At 53.3% G+C, this 15350-nt stretch carries 13 protein-coding genes and 2 pseudogenes; 6 read left to right on the top strand and 9 right to left on the bottom strand.

Annotated features, from left to right (window positions below; all coding sequences use genetic code 11):
- Positions 1-30 precede the first annotated feature (30 nt).
- Both MKX42_RS02065 and MKX42_RS02060 read left to right on the top strand, forming a co-directional pair.
- A complete protein-coding gene (locus MKX42_RS02065) occupies positions 31-693 on the top strand; it encodes a response regulator transcription factor (protein ID WP_340757598.1) in 663 nt (220 codons plus the stop codon).
- The gene (locus MKX42_RS02060; protein ID WP_340750829.1) at positions 681-2063 is read left to right on the top strand and encodes a HAMP domain-containing sensor histidine kinase; all 1383 of its coding nucleotides are present in this window, start codon (positions 681-683) and stop codon (positions 2061-2063) included. Before MKX42_RS02065 ends, MKX42_RS02060 begins: the two co-directional genes overlap by 13 nt.
- On the opposite strand, the pseudogene MKX42_RS33365 reads toward MKX42_RS02060, so the two are convergent.
- From MKX42_RS33365 to pnuC, 4 genes and pseudogenes are all read right to left on the bottom strand, one after another.
- A pseudogene (locus MKX42_RS33365) lies at positions 1946-2281 on the bottom strand (DUF6097 family protein). The gene MKX42_RS02060 and the pseudogene MKX42_RS33365 sit on opposite strands and share 118 nt — an antisense overlap.
- A gap of 93 nt (positions 2282-2374) precedes the next feature.
- Complete coding sequence (locus MKX42_RS02055) at positions 2375-3268, bottom strand: NUDIX hydrolase (protein ID WP_340750827.1); 894 nt, start codon at positions 3266-3268, stop codon at positions 2375-2377.
- 26 nt (positions 3269-3294) lie between these two features.
- Positions 3295-4305: an AAA family ATPase gene (locus MKX42_RS02050; RefSeq protein WP_340750826.1), complete on the bottom strand. Its 1011-nt coding sequence runs from the start codon at positions 4303-4305 to the stop codon at positions 3295-3297.
- Positions 4302-4979 (bottom strand): nicotinamide riboside transporter PnuC, encoded by a 678-nt coding sequence (pnuC, locus tag MKX42_RS02045; protein WP_340750824.1) that lies wholly within the window; start codon positions 4977-4979, stop codon positions 4302-4304. The genes MKX42_RS02050 and pnuC overlap by 4 nt, the downstream gene beginning before the upstream one ends.
- A gap of 194 nt (positions 4980-5173) precedes the next feature.
- Here pnuC and MKX42_RS02040 point away from each other — a divergent pair, with 194 nt between their 5' ends.
- The gene (locus MKX42_RS02040; RefSeq protein WP_340750822.1) at positions 5174-5935 is read left to right on the top strand and encodes a DUF3289 family protein; all 762 of its coding nucleotides are present in this window, start codon (positions 5174-5176) and stop codon (positions 5933-5935) included.
- 28 nt (positions 5936-5963) lie between these two features.
- A complete protein-coding gene (locus MKX42_RS02035; RefSeq protein ID WP_340750820.1) occupies positions 5964-6470 on the top strand; it encodes a hypothetical protein in 507 nt (168 codons plus the stop codon).
- 186 nt (positions 6471-6656) lie between these two features.
- Here MKX42_RS02035 and MKX42_RS02030 read toward each other — a convergent pair whose 3' ends face one another.
- On the bottom strand, positions 6657-8768 hold the full coding sequence (locus tag MKX42_RS02030; protein WP_340750818.1) for a TerD family protein: 2112 nt from the start codon (positions 8766-8768) through the stop codon (positions 6657-6659).
- A 507-nt stretch (positions 8769-9275) separates the two neighbouring features.
- Here MKX42_RS02030 and MKX42_RS02025 point away from each other — a divergent pair.
- The gene (locus MKX42_RS02025) at positions 9276-9677 is read left to right on the top strand and encodes a RidA family protein (RefSeq protein WP_340750816.1); all 402 of its coding nucleotides are present in this window, start codon (positions 9276-9278) and stop codon (positions 9675-9677) included.
- A gap of 109 nt (positions 9678-9786) precedes the next feature.
- Here MKX42_RS02025 and MKX42_RS02020 read toward each other — a convergent pair.
- Positions 9787-9927 (bottom strand): annotated as a pseudogene (locus MKX42_RS02020) (helix-turn-helix transcriptional regulator); the annotation flags it as partial.
- 256 nt (positions 9928-10183) lie between these two features.
- Between MKX42_RS02020 and MKX42_RS02015 the strand changes: the two are divergent.
- Positions 10184-10975 carry a hypothetical protein gene (locus MKX42_RS02015; protein ID WP_340750814.1) on the top strand — a complete coding sequence of 264 codons (792 nt, stop codon included), beginning with the start codon at positions 10184-10186 and terminating at the stop codon, positions 10973-10975.
- Positions 10976-11031: 56 nt separating this feature from the next.
- Here MKX42_RS02015 and MKX42_RS02010 read toward each other — a convergent pair whose 3' ends face one another.
- Genes MKX42_RS02010 through MKX42_RS02000 form a run of 3 tightly spaced genes read right to left on the bottom strand, consistent with a single transcriptional unit; the run spans position 11032 to position 15346 of the window.
- Positions 11032-13542: a hypothetical protein gene (locus MKX42_RS02010; protein WP_340750812.1), complete on the bottom strand. Its 2511-nt coding sequence runs from the start codon at positions 13540-13542 to the stop codon at positions 11032-11034.
- A 24-nt stretch (positions 13543-13566) separates the two neighbouring features.
- Positions 13567-14655 (bottom strand): HAMP domain-containing sensor histidine kinase, encoded by a 1089-nt coding sequence (locus MKX42_RS02005; protein WP_340750810.1) that lies wholly within the window; start codon positions 14653-14655, stop codon positions 13567-13569.
- Positions 14648-15346, bottom strand: coding sequence for a response regulator transcription factor (locus MKX42_RS02000; protein WP_340750808.1), 699 nt, complete (start codon positions 15344-15346; stop codon positions 14648-14650). The genes MKX42_RS02005 and MKX42_RS02000 overlap by 8 nt, the downstream gene beginning before the upstream one ends.
- Positions 15347-15350 lie beyond the last annotated feature (4 nt).

Genomic DNA, 15350 nt, shown 5'->3' with positions numbered 1-15350 from the left:
ACTAATCTGTAAATGAGGGAATCCATGACTATGGCCAAAATACTTGTGGTAGACGACGAACCCGCCATCCTGTCCCTGATAGCCAACGCGCTCAGTACCGACCGCCATCTGGTAACCACCTTCTCTGATTCCACGCTGGTGCGCGGGATCGACCTCGGTGCATATGACCTGATTCTGCTGGATGTAATGATGCCCGGCGTGGACGGCTTCACCCTGTGCCGGGAGATCCGCACGGCGGTGGATTGTCCGATCCTGTTCCTGACGGCGAAGACGCTGGAAAGTGACCTGATGTACGGACTGGGGCTGGGGGCAGATGACTATATTATAAAGCCCTTCGGCATAGGTGCGCTGCGGGCGCGGATCAATGCTCATCTGCGGCGGGAGAGCCGGGAGAAGCGCAATATTCTGTATATGGACCCTGTACGTTTCAACCTCTCCGGTAAAGAGCTGTACGCCCGGGAGGACAAGGTGCCGCTGACCAAAAGTGAATATGAAATCTGCGAGTTTCTGGCCCGCCACCGCGGTCAGGTCTTCTCCAAGGAGAATATCTATGAAGGGGTCTTCGGATATGACGGGGAGAGTGACAGCAGTGCCATTACGGAGCATGTCAAGAACATCCGCGCCAAGCTGGGCCGGTACGGGCTTGAGGCCATTGAAACCATCTGGGGGATCGGATATAAGTGGAAGCTGTAAAACAACGCAAAACCGTGCGGCTGCGCACCTTTTTCCTGCAATACCTGCTGCTGCTGAGTCTGGGCACGCTTCTGCTGCTGGGAGGACTGCTTGGCGCATTCACGCTGGCGTTCGCCTGGGGTGCCGTGCTGCCTGCCAACTATGATGAGAAGGAGATCAACCAGTTCAAGCAGCAGTTGGCTGCGGGTGCAGCGGACACAGCCCCGCAGGTCCCGGACCGGCTGGATTACACCGTATTTACCTTGGACGGAAAGCCGCTGGCCGGCAATCTGACGGCTAAAGAGGCGAAGCAAGCCTGGAGAATTGTCCAGGAGGGGAACAACAGAAGCTCCTACTACTACACCACCGCCGAGCATGGGCAGAAGCTGTGGATCTTCCGCTATGTTCTGACACCGCAGTATGCTTCTCCAGTGCTGCGCAGCTCGCTGCCGAATCCCCAGCTGCTGGCCCCCGTGCTCTTCGTGCTCGGATTTCTGCTTCAGGCTGGCCTGCTCGCGGCCAGGTTCGGCCGGAAGCTCTCGGAGCGGATGGCCGGGCTGCAGGAAGCGACCGAGAACATCCGGCGCGAGAATCTGGAGTTCACCGTCCAGCCCAGCGGCATCCGGGAGATTGACGAGGTGCTGGGCTCCCTGGACCGGATGAAGGATGCCCTGCAGACTTCACTGGAGAAGCAGTGGGAGCTGGAGCGCTCCCGCAGGGAACAGATCTCCGCACTGGCCCATGACATCAAGACGCCGCTGACCATTATCCGGGGCAATGCCGAGCTGCTGCAGGAGATTGTAGAGACTGAGCCGCAGCGTGAATACAGCGGCTATATCCGCCGCAGCGCCGCAGACATCGAAGCCTTCGTGCAGGAGGTCATTGACTTGTCCAGTCTGCAGGCCGGCTCATCCCGCCAGCAGACTCGGGTCCCGGCTGCAGAGATTATGTCCGAGCTGGAGCGGCAGATGAAGGCCCTCGCTGCGGGCAGGGACCTGCGGACCTCTGTCCGGCAGGAGAAGCTGCCGGAATTCCTGTACATCCACAAGGAGCTGCTGCTGCGGGGAATCATGAACCTGATCGCCAATGCGGCCGAGCACACCCCGCCCGGGGCAAGCATTGCCCTGCTCGTCCAGGGTGAAGCGGCGGCGGTTCAGTTCACGGTTACCGATACCGGCAGCGGCTTCTCAGCGGCCGACCTCCGGGAGGCGACTAACCAATTTTACCGGGGCGATCCGAGCCGCAGCTCCGGGGATCATCACGGAATGGGGCTCTACATTGCGCGGTCTGTGGCCGAGCAGCACGGAGGCAGTCTGCACCTCAGCAATGTCTCCCCATCCGGGGGCGGGAAGGTCACGATGCGCATTACCGCGCCTGAGCAAATGAAATAGCCGAACACATCATAACCCCGGTTAATATACCTGCCGTAGATCGCGGCGATGGCAACCACCAGCAGCACCGGCAGGGCGAACAGACCGGACAGGATGTTGACCTTCTTCATCTTTTTGTAGGTGGATTAAAACGCGCTTTCACCCTGGGCTTCTTCGAGCAGCATGACCTGCTTATCGAAGGAGTCACTTTTGCGTACCGGCATCTTGGATTGTGTAATCTAGTTGTGCTGCACATCCAGTTCGTGGCTGAATTCCATGGTTTTTAATATTGCTCTTCCTGCGTTCATTGATGATGCCTCCTAATTAAAAATTCAGACTTCTCCCCAGTTCCGCTGATACAAGCGGCGGGAGGGGGTGTCTTCCGTATGCTCTGTGTACAGGTTGGTTGCAGTTATAAGCGCAGCCACCTTGTCCAGGAAGACAGCCTTCGGCAGCTCCTGGCCGAGAATCACCTCGCAGACCTGCTGCAACTCGGCCAGGGTGAATTGCTCAGGCATTAAGAGCAGCGCGATTCCTGTTCTTTCCGACTCTTGGCGCAGCCGTTCAATGGCATAGGCAATGATCTTGGCGTGATCAAAAGCGAGTCCGTCATTGGACAAGACGGCATATTGCACCGATCTGGCCGCCGGTGTCGCTGTCACCGTCTGTTCAATCACTGCTGCCAGCTCCTGCCCGCCCGCTTCCAGCCGAAGCTCATAGGTACGGGTGCGGATGCAGCCTTGCTCCAGCAGCTCCTTATGCTCCTGCCGGAGCCGGTAACTTACCTTGAACCATGCCGCAGCCTCGGCATCATCCCCTGCCGCTAATTGGATGCGGCGGCTGTCGACAAGCGCCATATAGCTGCTGCTGATCACCCACGTACGGGGATCACGCCCGGGGTCAGAGAAGGTGCGAAGCTGCTCCAGATATACACCTGTAACACCGGTCTCCTCCTCCAGCTCGCGTGCGGCCGCCTGATCCGTGGTCTCGTCCGGCTGGACGAAGCCGCCCGGCAGCGCCCACTTACCCAGGCAGGGATGCCCGCCTCTGCGGATCAGCAGGAGGCGCAACTCCTTCGCCGCAGCCCCGGGTTCATAGTCTGCCGCTGTATCCGTGGCGGTGAAGATCACCATATCCGCCGCCACGGAAGGCCGTTCATAGTCCCCGGCCCGGTACTGCTCCAGGAATTCACGCTCTGTAAGTCCGTTAGCATCTCTCAATTCCACTCTCTCCGCCTCCTTCTGTCTCTGGCTCAATGCTCCAGCTCTCCGAAATAGTTCCCGTACGGCTTGAACTTTGCCAGTACACTGTCTACCTTGCTTATACGTTCCGTAAGCGTCCCCCTCAGGGTAATATAAGGAATCCGCCGCTCCTTCAGGTCCGCGATAATCTGCTGGTGGAACACATGCCGCTTCTGATCCCCGCTGCGGTCCCACGTGTCGTCATAGAGCATATCATCGTCACACAGGAAGAAGAGATCATATCGCTGCGCATTCTCCAGAGATAGCCGGGTTAGCAGCTCAGGTGCCTTCCCATGGTAATCCAGCGCATACATATACGTGGTGATCGCATTCGTATCGACGAATAAATACCTATTGGCCTCAAGCAGCGCCTGCTCTTCCCGCTCCAGATGCCCCACCGCAATCTCGTCAAAAGCCTCCAGCCCAATCCGGCGGTCCACCTGATGCTCCGTCCAGTAATCCCGCCCGTATTCGCTGGCGAAGGAAGTGCCGTACTTCCGGGCAAGTGCTTCGGTGATCGTCGACTTACCGGTAGACATCGCCCCTACGAACACGACCTTCGTAATCAAATCGCGGTACACAATCCCGCTGACATAATCACGGTATTTGTAGGGGTCCGAACGGACCATCGTAGCCGATACCGGCACCTGCACCCTCGTCTCATCCACCCGCCGGTCAATAGCGCCCAGTGCCTGACTCATATGCTCTCCATAGAATTCACTCGAATAAAAATGAGTCACCTGCTCGCCCTTCAGCAGTCCGAGAATATACCGCTCCTCCCGGATCTCATGCTCCCTGTCATCCGAGTATCCATCGGGTCCATCCCAGGCTTCTATTACCCGGACTGCAGGATAAAGGCTGCGAATCCAGTTCGCCCGGATCTGCAGCGGGACTGGAGAGACGGTCGTCTCGTAGATCACCACGATCAATTCGTCCACCTCCTGCAGTGCCGTCTCGAACATGAACTGATGCCCTTTATGCAGCGGAGCGAACTTCCCGAGTGTTAATCCAAGTGTCTTCATGACAGCGCCTCCTTAGCCCCTTTATTCCAGTTGTAGTAGCCGTAGACTGCATTAATCAGATAGGCGCTCCACATGACAATCATCAGCAGACCCTCCCCGCTGCCTTCAAGCGTCCGGATCACCCAGAGCAGCACAGTGAACATATTCAGCACAATATAGACCAGCCATTGCTCCTTGAAACGCCGTACCATCAGGATCGTTGCCACTACCGATAACACGGTAGTCAGGGCATCGATGTAAGGTGAATTCTGCGCGGGAATGAACGATAAGCCGAAGCCCAGCAGCAGCGCCCCTGCCACACAGGCTGCAATGGTAAGAAGAATCCCCCTCGTCTCCATTTGGCGCATGGACAGCTTGCCGCCGTGCATGTTTCTTTTCCACATATAGAAGCCTACAATATTCATCGGCACAAAGAATAGCAGATTCAGCATAACCTCGCCGAATAATCCGTTGATATAGGCCAAATAAGCATAACCGAACGTATTATACATCCCGAATCCATAGCTCGCCAGCTTCCCCTTCGCCGTCAGCACCACGCATAGTACCCCGGTGATGAATACCGTGAACCCGAAGAGCGAATCCTTGGAGATCACCGTAAAAACAACCGCAATTAGCGTAAATATCACCAGCCAGGCGAGTTCAAACCCGCTCCAGTTGCCGGGTGCCTTCTTCATGCTCATCCCTCCGATTTCTCTGTATCCCGCAAAACGAATTAGTTATTAACCAATTGATAATTACATTTTGTTAATATCAAGATAACAGAATTTATGAAGGGATGCAAGCCCCGTTTTCCACAAATTTTGAGATCGCGGTCTTCGGCCGCCTGCTGAGAACCAATCATTTGGAGGATTAGGTTCTTTTTTTCCATTTGTTGTTGCCTAAACCTCTTTATGCAAATATCATAGATTCATATACTCCAAGAAATAACATCGTTTTCCACGCCCTTGCGGGGCGAATTGATGCGAACGGCGGAACAACTCTGAGCAGCGGGATTGCCAGTGCGATTAGTCTGTTCACCGCCGGCGGCAGAACGGATGTCCTGAAGTACATTATTATGCTTACCGACAGGGAAGGCTCTTATGACACCGCACTGACTAAGCGGGCTGCCGACCATGGCATCGTCATATATACAGTGGGTTTGGGGAGCAGTATCTTGACCAGTGTGCTGACCAGCATGGCTCAGGGCACTGACTCCAGCACCCAGAACTATGTAGGGCTCATCAAGAATTATGTTGTGCAGGAGCTGCGCAATAACAACGGTGATTTGTCCAGGCTGAAATTTGACCCGAACAGTAGCCGGAATATCGTGAATAATTACGTGAATCAATTTCCGACAAGCCCGTATCCGGTTTTTACGGAGAAGAGCAATCTGGCGTTATCTCTGGCCATTCACGCTTTCCATGGCCATAATATTACGGTCAAGGACTTCAAGATCAATGGAAATCAATTCAGCGGCAAGTTGGCATTCCATTTCTATGATCATTTTGGCTTGGATGCCGATGATGAAATTAATTTCCCGGGGTTTATGGATTGGTTCACCCTGCAGCACTTCAAACTGTTCAACGGCAAATATGTGCCGTTCATTACAACAATTGACTACGAGCTGCCTTTTAGCGGCTCCGTGAATTAATTTCAATTCAATCAGGCAGGTGAAGCTATTGAGCCGCAGGACACGAATCTTACTTGGCATTACAGTTATACTGTTGCTTGCAGGAGCAGGCTCCATCATCGGCTACAATTCCTCAGAGGCGAAATACGAACTATTCCGTGAGCATAGCAGGCAGTTTGAGGCCGTGAAGTCGGAGACCCTGCTGTTGATGGACAGTCTGGATGAACGGAGCGATATCGCGAATACTTTCATCTACTCCAATAATGGCAATGCCGCTGCCCCCCGGCTCCATGACAGAATGAATCCCGGCCTGCAAGACAAAATCCGGCAGATCGCTGCATGGTCCGGGGACAGCCTGGACTTCGTGCGCTACAGCAGGCAGGACGGGAAGCCGCTCCTCCGGTTCGTATTCGACTGGGAAAGGGAGCATGGCCCCACCTATCATATTGTCTATTGCGCAAGTCAGAGCATGGTGGAGCAGGCCTATGCAGCAGAGCCGGTTAAGTATAAGCTGACTACACTTGCAGACGGCTGGTATGGGATCGGGATTGAGTAGGTACCGTCCTAACTGGTGAAGGATGCCGGTGCCTTCTCTCGTCGGCCGCTTGTAAGGAGCAGCATTGTTGCACTTTTTGCAGGATTTCTCTTAACTGCAAAGAACTAATAAAAGAAGGGGTGTCCCACGCCATATCATGGCTGAGACACCCCTTTCTTTTTTGAACAAACCGGTTGCCCGTTCTGCTCATACTACATATTCGGCCATAATCTGCTCAATGTGGTACGGAGTCACTCCCTGGTCTACCGAGAATACGGTATCGGCCTGCTGTGGTGATACGGCCAGCTGACCGCGGGCCTTGGCGTGCAGCGTGAAGAGATCATACAGATCAGGCTTCTTCAAGGAGGTCATCGCCTTGCCGATGATCACCATCCCCTTCTGGTTGACCTCCACATTATTAGGATAGAAAGGATCTCTGGTCAGGGACAGGTCTGTCCAGATCACGGTCCGCTCCACCAGATCCAGTATCACAGGAATGGCGATTTGGGTATCCGCCGTGACATCAATCTTGTTCGACACCGTGGCTGGCTCATAAATTTCACCGGACCCCGGCTTCTTCCGCATCATCCACCCCGTGAAGCACTCCGGCAGATTGCAGTACGGCTGTCCTGTGAAAGAATGGAGGGCAGCTACCACATACCTTCCGCCATATTCAACAATAGAAGGAATATGCAGGTCGATGAACTCACTGGCCCCGTAGGGTGCCGTTACAATATCCCCGCTATGGGCTGCATGATATTGTGCCGAGCGCAGATTGGTATAAGAGATATGTTCGACATAATTCCAATTCTTATCATACATCACTGCTGACAGGTCAATATCAACGCGGCCTGTAGGGGTACCGTCCATCTTCCCTTCCTTCCACCAGCAGAAGAAACGGACCGTGTTCCCTTCTTCCATCGGAATCCGGCTTCCCCGTACCAGGGTATGCAGCGCTTTGCTGGCCGACCGCTGGGAGAACGGCACAAGATAGTCCTTCAGACGCTCATCCACATATACCTTTCCCAAGGATGGCCGGACAGCAAACCGTGCCACCAGCGTCTGCTCGCAGAGATCCACAATATCCCGGCAGGCTTCTTCACTGATCTCCGGCAGGGTATTAGGGGTGGCCCAGGCTTTAGCGACATTTCCCTTGGGGAAAAACACCCTCAGCTCAGACTGCTCCCGCTGGCGTTCGAAGAAGTTCTTCACCTGTAGCAGCACCGGAGTCGATACCTGACCGGCCACTTCGCCGAAGGCCATCACGACATACTCAGGCTCCCGGGTCATCCGCAGCAGCTTCGCCAGTCTTCGTGCGAATTCACCCGGACGCTTCGCCAGCAGATCCAGCGCCGTCCACATCTGGTGATACTGAAGGGCCAGCTCCACACTTCCGTTAAAGGTCGTGAAGGCTTTTTTGTTACGCAGGATATCAAAAGCTTCCTCACAGCGCTTATACCGCTGCTTATATTCAGATGGATGCAGGATCTCGCCGAGGCGAATCCAGCGCTCCCGGTATCTCAGCATATCCTCGGTGATGGGATGGCACCGTTCCAAGAGCCCCAGCAGCAGCCGGCGTTCACTACGCTTGAACTTGCGGAAACGGGTGGGCAAGGCCAGACTAACATCGCCTTCCGACCAGGCCACCGCCAGCCGCAGCACATCGGTTGCTGTCTTGAAGTAAGGGCTTATTCTCGCTACATCCGCCTTACCATGCCTAAGCAGCGAGGCAGCCACGAATCCGGCATTCTCCTTGAACGGGATCTCCTCCGGCAAAAGCTCATCCAGCTCTTCGTTGGCTGTATTCGCAATCACTGCATCAATATCCTTCTGATCCTCTGCCGAGATCGAGCCTCTGGCCTCCATCAGCTGGCGGATTAGGGTCCGGAACTCTGTGATGCTCCCCAGATCAATGACCTTCAGCTTCACCTGTTCCTCAAGGGGTGTTTGCTGCACAGAATCAGCATATGGAAGCTCCCAGGTGTAATAATGGAACATCGCATTGAAATACAGCTCTGCTTCGTCCTCCTGCATGACCTGCTCCGGGAACCCCGGATACATCGGTGCATAATGCACATGCGCGCCAACCATCCGTCTTACATCCGCAATCAGCGGATAGTACAGCTGCTCGAAGGCCTCGCGGGGCAGCTTCTGGACCGCCCGGAACAAGGCAGGAGACAGGGTATACCCAAGCCCCTGCAGATTGCGGAGGGCTGCGGCCAAGTACCCCTTCGGGAGCTTCTTCGTGTCAGCAGCGTCAGGTGTGTGTTTCAGCATCATTTTGCCTGCTCTACGCAGGTAGATCCGGTTTATTTGCATAGTAAAAGTGTCCAGGAGAGCCCTATCCCTACTCGGTTTAAGTCCATGGGTAGAAGGAAGGAATACAATAGCCTGGACGCCTCCTCTCTGAGTAAGCATCCTTCAGGAGAGCTGCGGCCCTAATTCATCCAATTGAGTAGAAGGAAGGACCGTAATAGCCTGAAGATCTCCCGGCGATCTTGCAGCCGTTTGATGGTTCCATCATCGCACACGGTCCAGCGGGCCAACAGGGCGGAAGTATTACGACGGAGGTAAATTTTAACTTATGGCATGTCCCTCCTCTTATCGCATCCTGTATTTTGGCTTTTTATTGAGGGTATGTTATCATTCTTACAGTAAGTTAAATTTTAAATGATTAGGAGGGGTACCTGATGAAAAAGAGATCTATTCAATATTTGTCTGCTGGAATCGGGTATTCGACTGCTGTTTTCTTTTAGAATCAATGCGGACGGGACAGGTCTGTCTATTTTCTAAAAAAACAGCCAATTTAAAAGGAGACTTACAATTATGAGCCTAAATAATAATGTCATTCAAAGATATAACCCTGAAAATATAGCAAAACCGGTTGGAAGCTACAGCCATGTGACCAAGATCAGCAGAGACGCTGAAATGTATGTCTTTTCCGGTCAAATCGGGATCGATCAGAACAATAATATTCCTGCCGATCTCAACCAGCAAGTAACCAATACCATGAGTAATATTGTCGCCGTTCTGTCCTCACAGCAGCTAACCCCGGACCATGTCATCAAAATCAACATCTGGGCCACGGAGGAAATCGACTGGGATCATTTCTATTCCATCTGGAATGAAGTGTTCGGCCCTACACCTCCTTCGATGACGGTTGCTTATATCCAGGGCTTGGGACTGCCTGAGTTAAAGATTGAACTGGATGTTTGGGCTGCTGGTTAGAGCGTAGCGTAATTTAATACACCCAAAACAAGCCCTGGAAGATATTCTGTAGGCTTGTTTTGGGGTGTCAGAACCATTCCCTGTTTCCTTTGCTTTGCTCAAAAGCTTCTTAAAAGTAAAACATGTCTTCAAACTTTTTATCCAGTGCAATACATAAAATCAAAGCCAATTTTGCAGTGGGATTAAACTGCCCCGTTTCTATGGAGCTTATTGTATTCCTGGAAACACCGACTATTTCAGCCGTGACGCCACTTTTTCTTCCTTTATGAAAAACAAATTCCCTGCCCTCGTCTTTTTGCCCTGAATCTTTTACAGGCCCAAATTATATTTTTTTCCAATTAAGTGCAACTTCCCCCTTATGTCCTTCGTTTCTAAAGTTGAATCGAATCTTTTATTATTTACACTTCTCAGAACTATACACCAACGTTCAAGATGGCTCCAGCTACGATAGAACTTGTAGATGGGGACTTCATGGCTTCAACAAATATATTTAAGGAGGGATTTGCATGAGGAAAAAGATATTCCTGGCAAGTGTTTCCTCATTTTTGTTACTTCTACATTTACTCTCACCTATACAGGCCCAAGGCATTGTAGAAGATGTGGTTTCTTTTTCCAATACAGAGGGCTTGAGCTTAATTAAAGAAGGGTTCTCTAAGGACCCCGAAGGATACGGTTATACAAATGAAACAGAGATTGGTGAAATTACTGTCGGTGAAGGAATGCAGATTCATTTCATTGATGGCGCAAAATTGATGGAAGCTTCTGACAGTCTACTTGAAACAGTCACTCCTCAGGAATCGTGGGAATTTCTTATTTTGTCGAATGGGGTAACCAAATCTAAGATGGTCATTCAAAAAGATTCAAACGGTTCTTATCAGGTTAACGAGTTCGGGGCAAATCCTGAAACCTTGGCTTATGCCATTCAAGCTCTGCAAACTGAGGGGAATGTGAGTGAGCCTACCCTTATCCGTGAGCGGGACGAATATATCGCTGCTTTCAAAAAAGATAATCAGGAGCTCATTATTGCCCCACAGCAGGCCTCATCAACAGAATCAAAAGGATTAGGCAGCAATTCAGAACCTCAGCCACCGGAGCATTTAATAGATGTACTGCAATCCTTACAAAACGATTCATCAGAGAATGCCAAAGATGGTTCGGGAACTGTTGCTTCTGCATACAATACTGATGATAGTAAGAACTTACTAAGACCTATTATGATAAGCGCTCTAATTGCACTAGCAGTCGTATTCATAATGTGGATCTACCTCAGAAGACGGAAGTCATCCAAACCAATATAAGAAAAACAGGCTGCTATCCATCACTTGGAAAGCAGCCTGTTCTTTAATCTGCACTATCACTCCCCCTCCCATTTCTTCACCGCAGGCCGCTCATACACCACAGCATAGCTCTCGCTGCCCAGCAGCATCCGCTTGCCCTGGAACTCGTCATAGATGTTCAACCTTACTGTGGCACCAGTGAGAGTCTTATATGCCCGATTGTTCAGCGTAAAGGACAAGCTGTCCGAGAATCCTGCACTTGTCAGTTCCTCGCCCAGAGGCAGAACCTTCTCCGAAGGCTGGCCGAACGGATCGATCAGCTCGGCTACGAGCTTATGCTCATTCGCCTCAGCAACATACTGCTCACTGCGGGTGAGCCGGTAGTTCATCTGTACCTCTATGGACTCCCGGTCTTCAGGCATCGTAGCGGTCACCTGGTTCACGGACAGGGAGTACGGGAACAGGTCCAGCTTCTGAAGGGACGGCTGCGGAGCAGGATTGGCCGGACTCAGCCCCAGGCCCACGGTCTCGATATAAGCGGTCGGCACTGCGCCGGGTGCGGTCAGCTTGCCTTCGGCGATGCCTTCCCCGAGGAAGAGAGTTAGATCCGACGCGTTGATCTCCAGAGGAAGCTTGCTCCAGACGGTTACGAGACTCTTCTCTTTGGGGTTCAGGGCCGCGGCGGACTGCGAGATTACCGCCTCGAAATATTGATGATCCGGGGTCCGGTAATACCCCACCAGCTGCGCCGGCTGGGTCTTGCGTAGTTCCTCGTTGGTCATCACCAGTTCAGTATAGACCAGCTTGGAATCCGTGCCGGGATAGATCCGGGTCTGCCGCTCCAGAATCTCTGCCTTCTTGCCGGCCAGCTCCAGGCGGAACGGTTCCCCGGCCGCTGCGGTTCTTAAGGTATTCTCCACCTGGCTGGTGAACAGCGTAAGGAAATTCGCCTGGGTCTCTTCCGAAGGATACTGGAGGATCACCTTCAGCTTCGTCAGTTGATAAGAATAAGGAAGGTTCCCCGTAATGTACAGAACCGCTATCTCCTGCGGGGCCAATTGGCTCTTGGAGCCTTCGATCACCATCTGCGCACTGCCGCTGATATCTAGATCCCCCGCCTTCAGAAGCGCTGTAAGGGCCGGAAGCTGAACATTCGTGGACCCTGAGTTGCGGAGGCTGATCTTGGTCACGACCTGATCGCGGTCCGACCACGGCAGGCGTTCCACCGATTCCAGCTTCACTACAAAGGTACCCAGACTGTTCTGCACGGGGTACTCAGTCGCCAGCAGATGATTCGGCTGTAAGGAGTAGGGAATCTGATAGTAAGCCGCCGGGAAGGCGATCCGGCCCTCTTCTGCCGGCTCGTTCATCTGTAGCTGGAGCACTCCCTGATTAAGCTTCAGGGGCAGCTCTGCACTGAGCTCGACTACCCGCTCCTCCAGCGGCTTCAGACTCAGACCGGCCAGCGCCTTATTGCTGACCGGATAGCTGTACCCTTCGGCAGTCGTCAGGCTGAAGGGGTAAGCCGGAATCGTCACCGCTTGGTTGCCTGTGTTGCGCACCCGGAATTTCAGGCTCCATTTCGCCAGGTTATCCTCCGAATATACCGCTGCGCTTGCCAATTGGGTGTCAATAGAATTGTTGGCAACCTTAAGCTTGGCGACAGCGTTAACGGGTACGGTGAAGTTAGGCGACTGTGCAGCAGGCAGCTTATACTCAGCCACCGGCAGGTTCAGCTGCAGCCCGCTGTCTTCCTGGACGAACTGCAGGGACATATTATCCGTCTTCGTATAGGAGGGGATGTCCGCCAGATACTGCACGGTCCGTTTCTCCTTGGGCTGAATCTGATAATCGGCAGGAGCGGCATTCAGTTCAAATCTGGAGCCTCCCGAGGCTATCAGATATCCCTTCAGACCCGTGTCCTTAAGCACCTTGGTGCCCGAATTGGCGAAGCTGATGCCCACCCTGGCATACACTTTTCCGTTAGCCTTAACGATCTGCAGGCTCTCGGCCTTACTGATCACCGGCATACCCGCCAGGACCAGCTTCTTGCTCTGCCCTCTGGCGGTGGCTACCGAATAGGAACCCGGAATCGTGAACATCCCCAGCTTCTTCTGGTAATTCGCCTGGCTGAAGTCCCAGCCGAACAGGGCGATTCGGACTCCGGTTATTTTGGCAGCCTTACCCGCATTGACATAATACGTGACCGACTGGCTGCTATTAGCCGGAATAGACTTGATCGCAGCACTGCCCGTCACCGGCTTGCCTTGAATAACTGCGCCGCTTGAGGTAGTAACCTTGGAGAAATAATCAATCAGGCTCACGCTGCTGTTACTCCCGTTGACGTAATTCAGGGTGTACGTAATCATATTCCCGCTCTCCTGGGGCTGAAGGGCAGCGTCCAGCAGCTTCACGCTCACCCCGCTCTTCAATGAGACCGCCCCCAGTCCCTCCAGCGTGGACACGGCGGCTGTAGCCGCCTTTCCCGCTGAAGGCCCGGCCGCCGCATAGGCTCCGAAGGCGATGGACTGGCTGAGAACCGCCAGGCTTAGCATGGCGACAGCATATTTTCTAGTGGTATGATTCATAATTCTCTCCTCCCTTAACTTCGCTTAAGCTTGCGGCAGCCGGACCTCGAACCTCGTCCGCAGCTCATTGCTCTCTACAGACAGGCTCCCGTCATGCTGCTCTACAATATTGCGTGCAATGAACAGTCCCAGGCCGGTCCCGCCCTCCTGATGTGTCCGTGCCCGGTCCCCCGAGTAATACATCTCGAAGATATGCGGCTGCTCCTCCGGCGGAATGGGTTTTCCGTAATTGATGACCTCAACCGCTACTGCACCTGCATCGAGACGGCTGTTAATATCCACATAACCGCCTTCCTGCCCGTAACGGGCGGCGTTGGTCAGCAGATTGCCTAATACGCGTACCAGCAGATCCCCGTCCCCGTAAATCATTAGGCCAGGAGTCACATTCAGCCGGGAGGTCAGGCCATTGCGCTCGAATACCGGGTACATCTCCTCGTTCAATTGCCTTAGTAATTCGGTAATATCCAGATATGTCTTCACCACAGGCAGTGTGCCATGGTTCATCCTGGTGATCTCGAACAGCTCGTCAATCAGCTTCTCCAGCCGCTGGGACTTGGTGAAGGCAATCGTCGCGTAATGCCGGATCGTCTCCACTGGTAATTGCTCATCCCTCAGAATCAGATCCAAATATCCGAGAACAGACGTCAGCGGTGTACGCAGATCATGCGCCAGATTGACGACTAGCTGGTCCTTGCTGCTCTCGGCGAAATCACCTCTTTGCACCGCCTCCTGCAGCTTGGCTCCGGCCACATTCAGATCCTCTGCGATTGCGCTGAACTCATCCCTTGAGGCAATCCGCACCTGATTATGGAAATCTCCGCCCGCCAGATGATGAATCCCCTTGGAAATCTCGTTAAGGTAGCGGATGTACGGCTTGGTGAACATGAAGAATAAGATCAGCATAATTGGAATGAACAGCATCAGAGACACATTGAAGTCTCCGATCCTGTAGATGAACCGGCGGATTTCCGCCTCCGGGTCCTCCCACTTCACCCCGGCGTAATAGAGCTGAAGCAGCTTGAAGATCCCGTAGGTGATCCCGGCGGAGAGCAGCATGCTTACGCCCAGTAACTGAACCAGTCTGGTTCTGAAGCCCTGGCGTCTCTTAGGCATTGAACGTGTACCCGACACCCCAGATGGTTTTGATGAACCGGTCCTTGTTCTGATCCTCTCCCAGCTTCCTGCGCAGGGTGCGGATATGTACCATCACTGTATTCCCGCTCTCATAGTACGCCTCGCCCCATACCTGCTGAAATATGCTCTCTGCACTGAACACCTGCTTCGGGTGGCTCGCCAGCAAATAGAGGATGTCGAATTCCTTCGGCGTAAGGTCAATCTCTTCTCCATACAGCGTAACGGTGTGCTGGTCAGGGGAGATGATCAGCCCGCCCAGCTCCAGAACCGAAGTCAGAGAGGCACCCGGAGGCTGGCTGAACTGCAGGGAGCGCCGTAACTGGGAATTGACCCGGGCCAGCAGCTCCATCGGATTGAACGGCTTGATCATATAATCGTCCGCGCCCATGACAAGACCGGTAATCTTATCGAAGTCAGAAGTCTTGGCACTGAGGAAAATAATCGGCAGATTATGCTTCACCCGCACCTGGCGGGTGACCTCGTATCCGTCCAGCTTCGGCATCATAATATCCAGGATGGCCAGATCAATGGATTGGGACTGAATAGCCTGCACGGCCGCTTGTCCGTCGAATACCTGAATGCAGTGATACCCTTCCTTCTCCAGGTGCAGGGCAATCAGGCCGGCAATCTCTTTCTCGTCCTCTGCGATCAGAATAGTAACTCGCTTCATACCG

The sequence above is a fragment of the Paenibacillus sp. FSL R7-0204 genome (genome assembly GCF_038002225.1).
Classification (GTDB): Bacteria; Bacillota; Bacilli; order Paenibacillales; family Paenibacillaceae; genus Paenibacillus_AQ.
The sequence above is the reverse complement of the archived record's forward strand: the minus strand, read 5'-3'. Positions and strand labels throughout refer to the sequence as shown.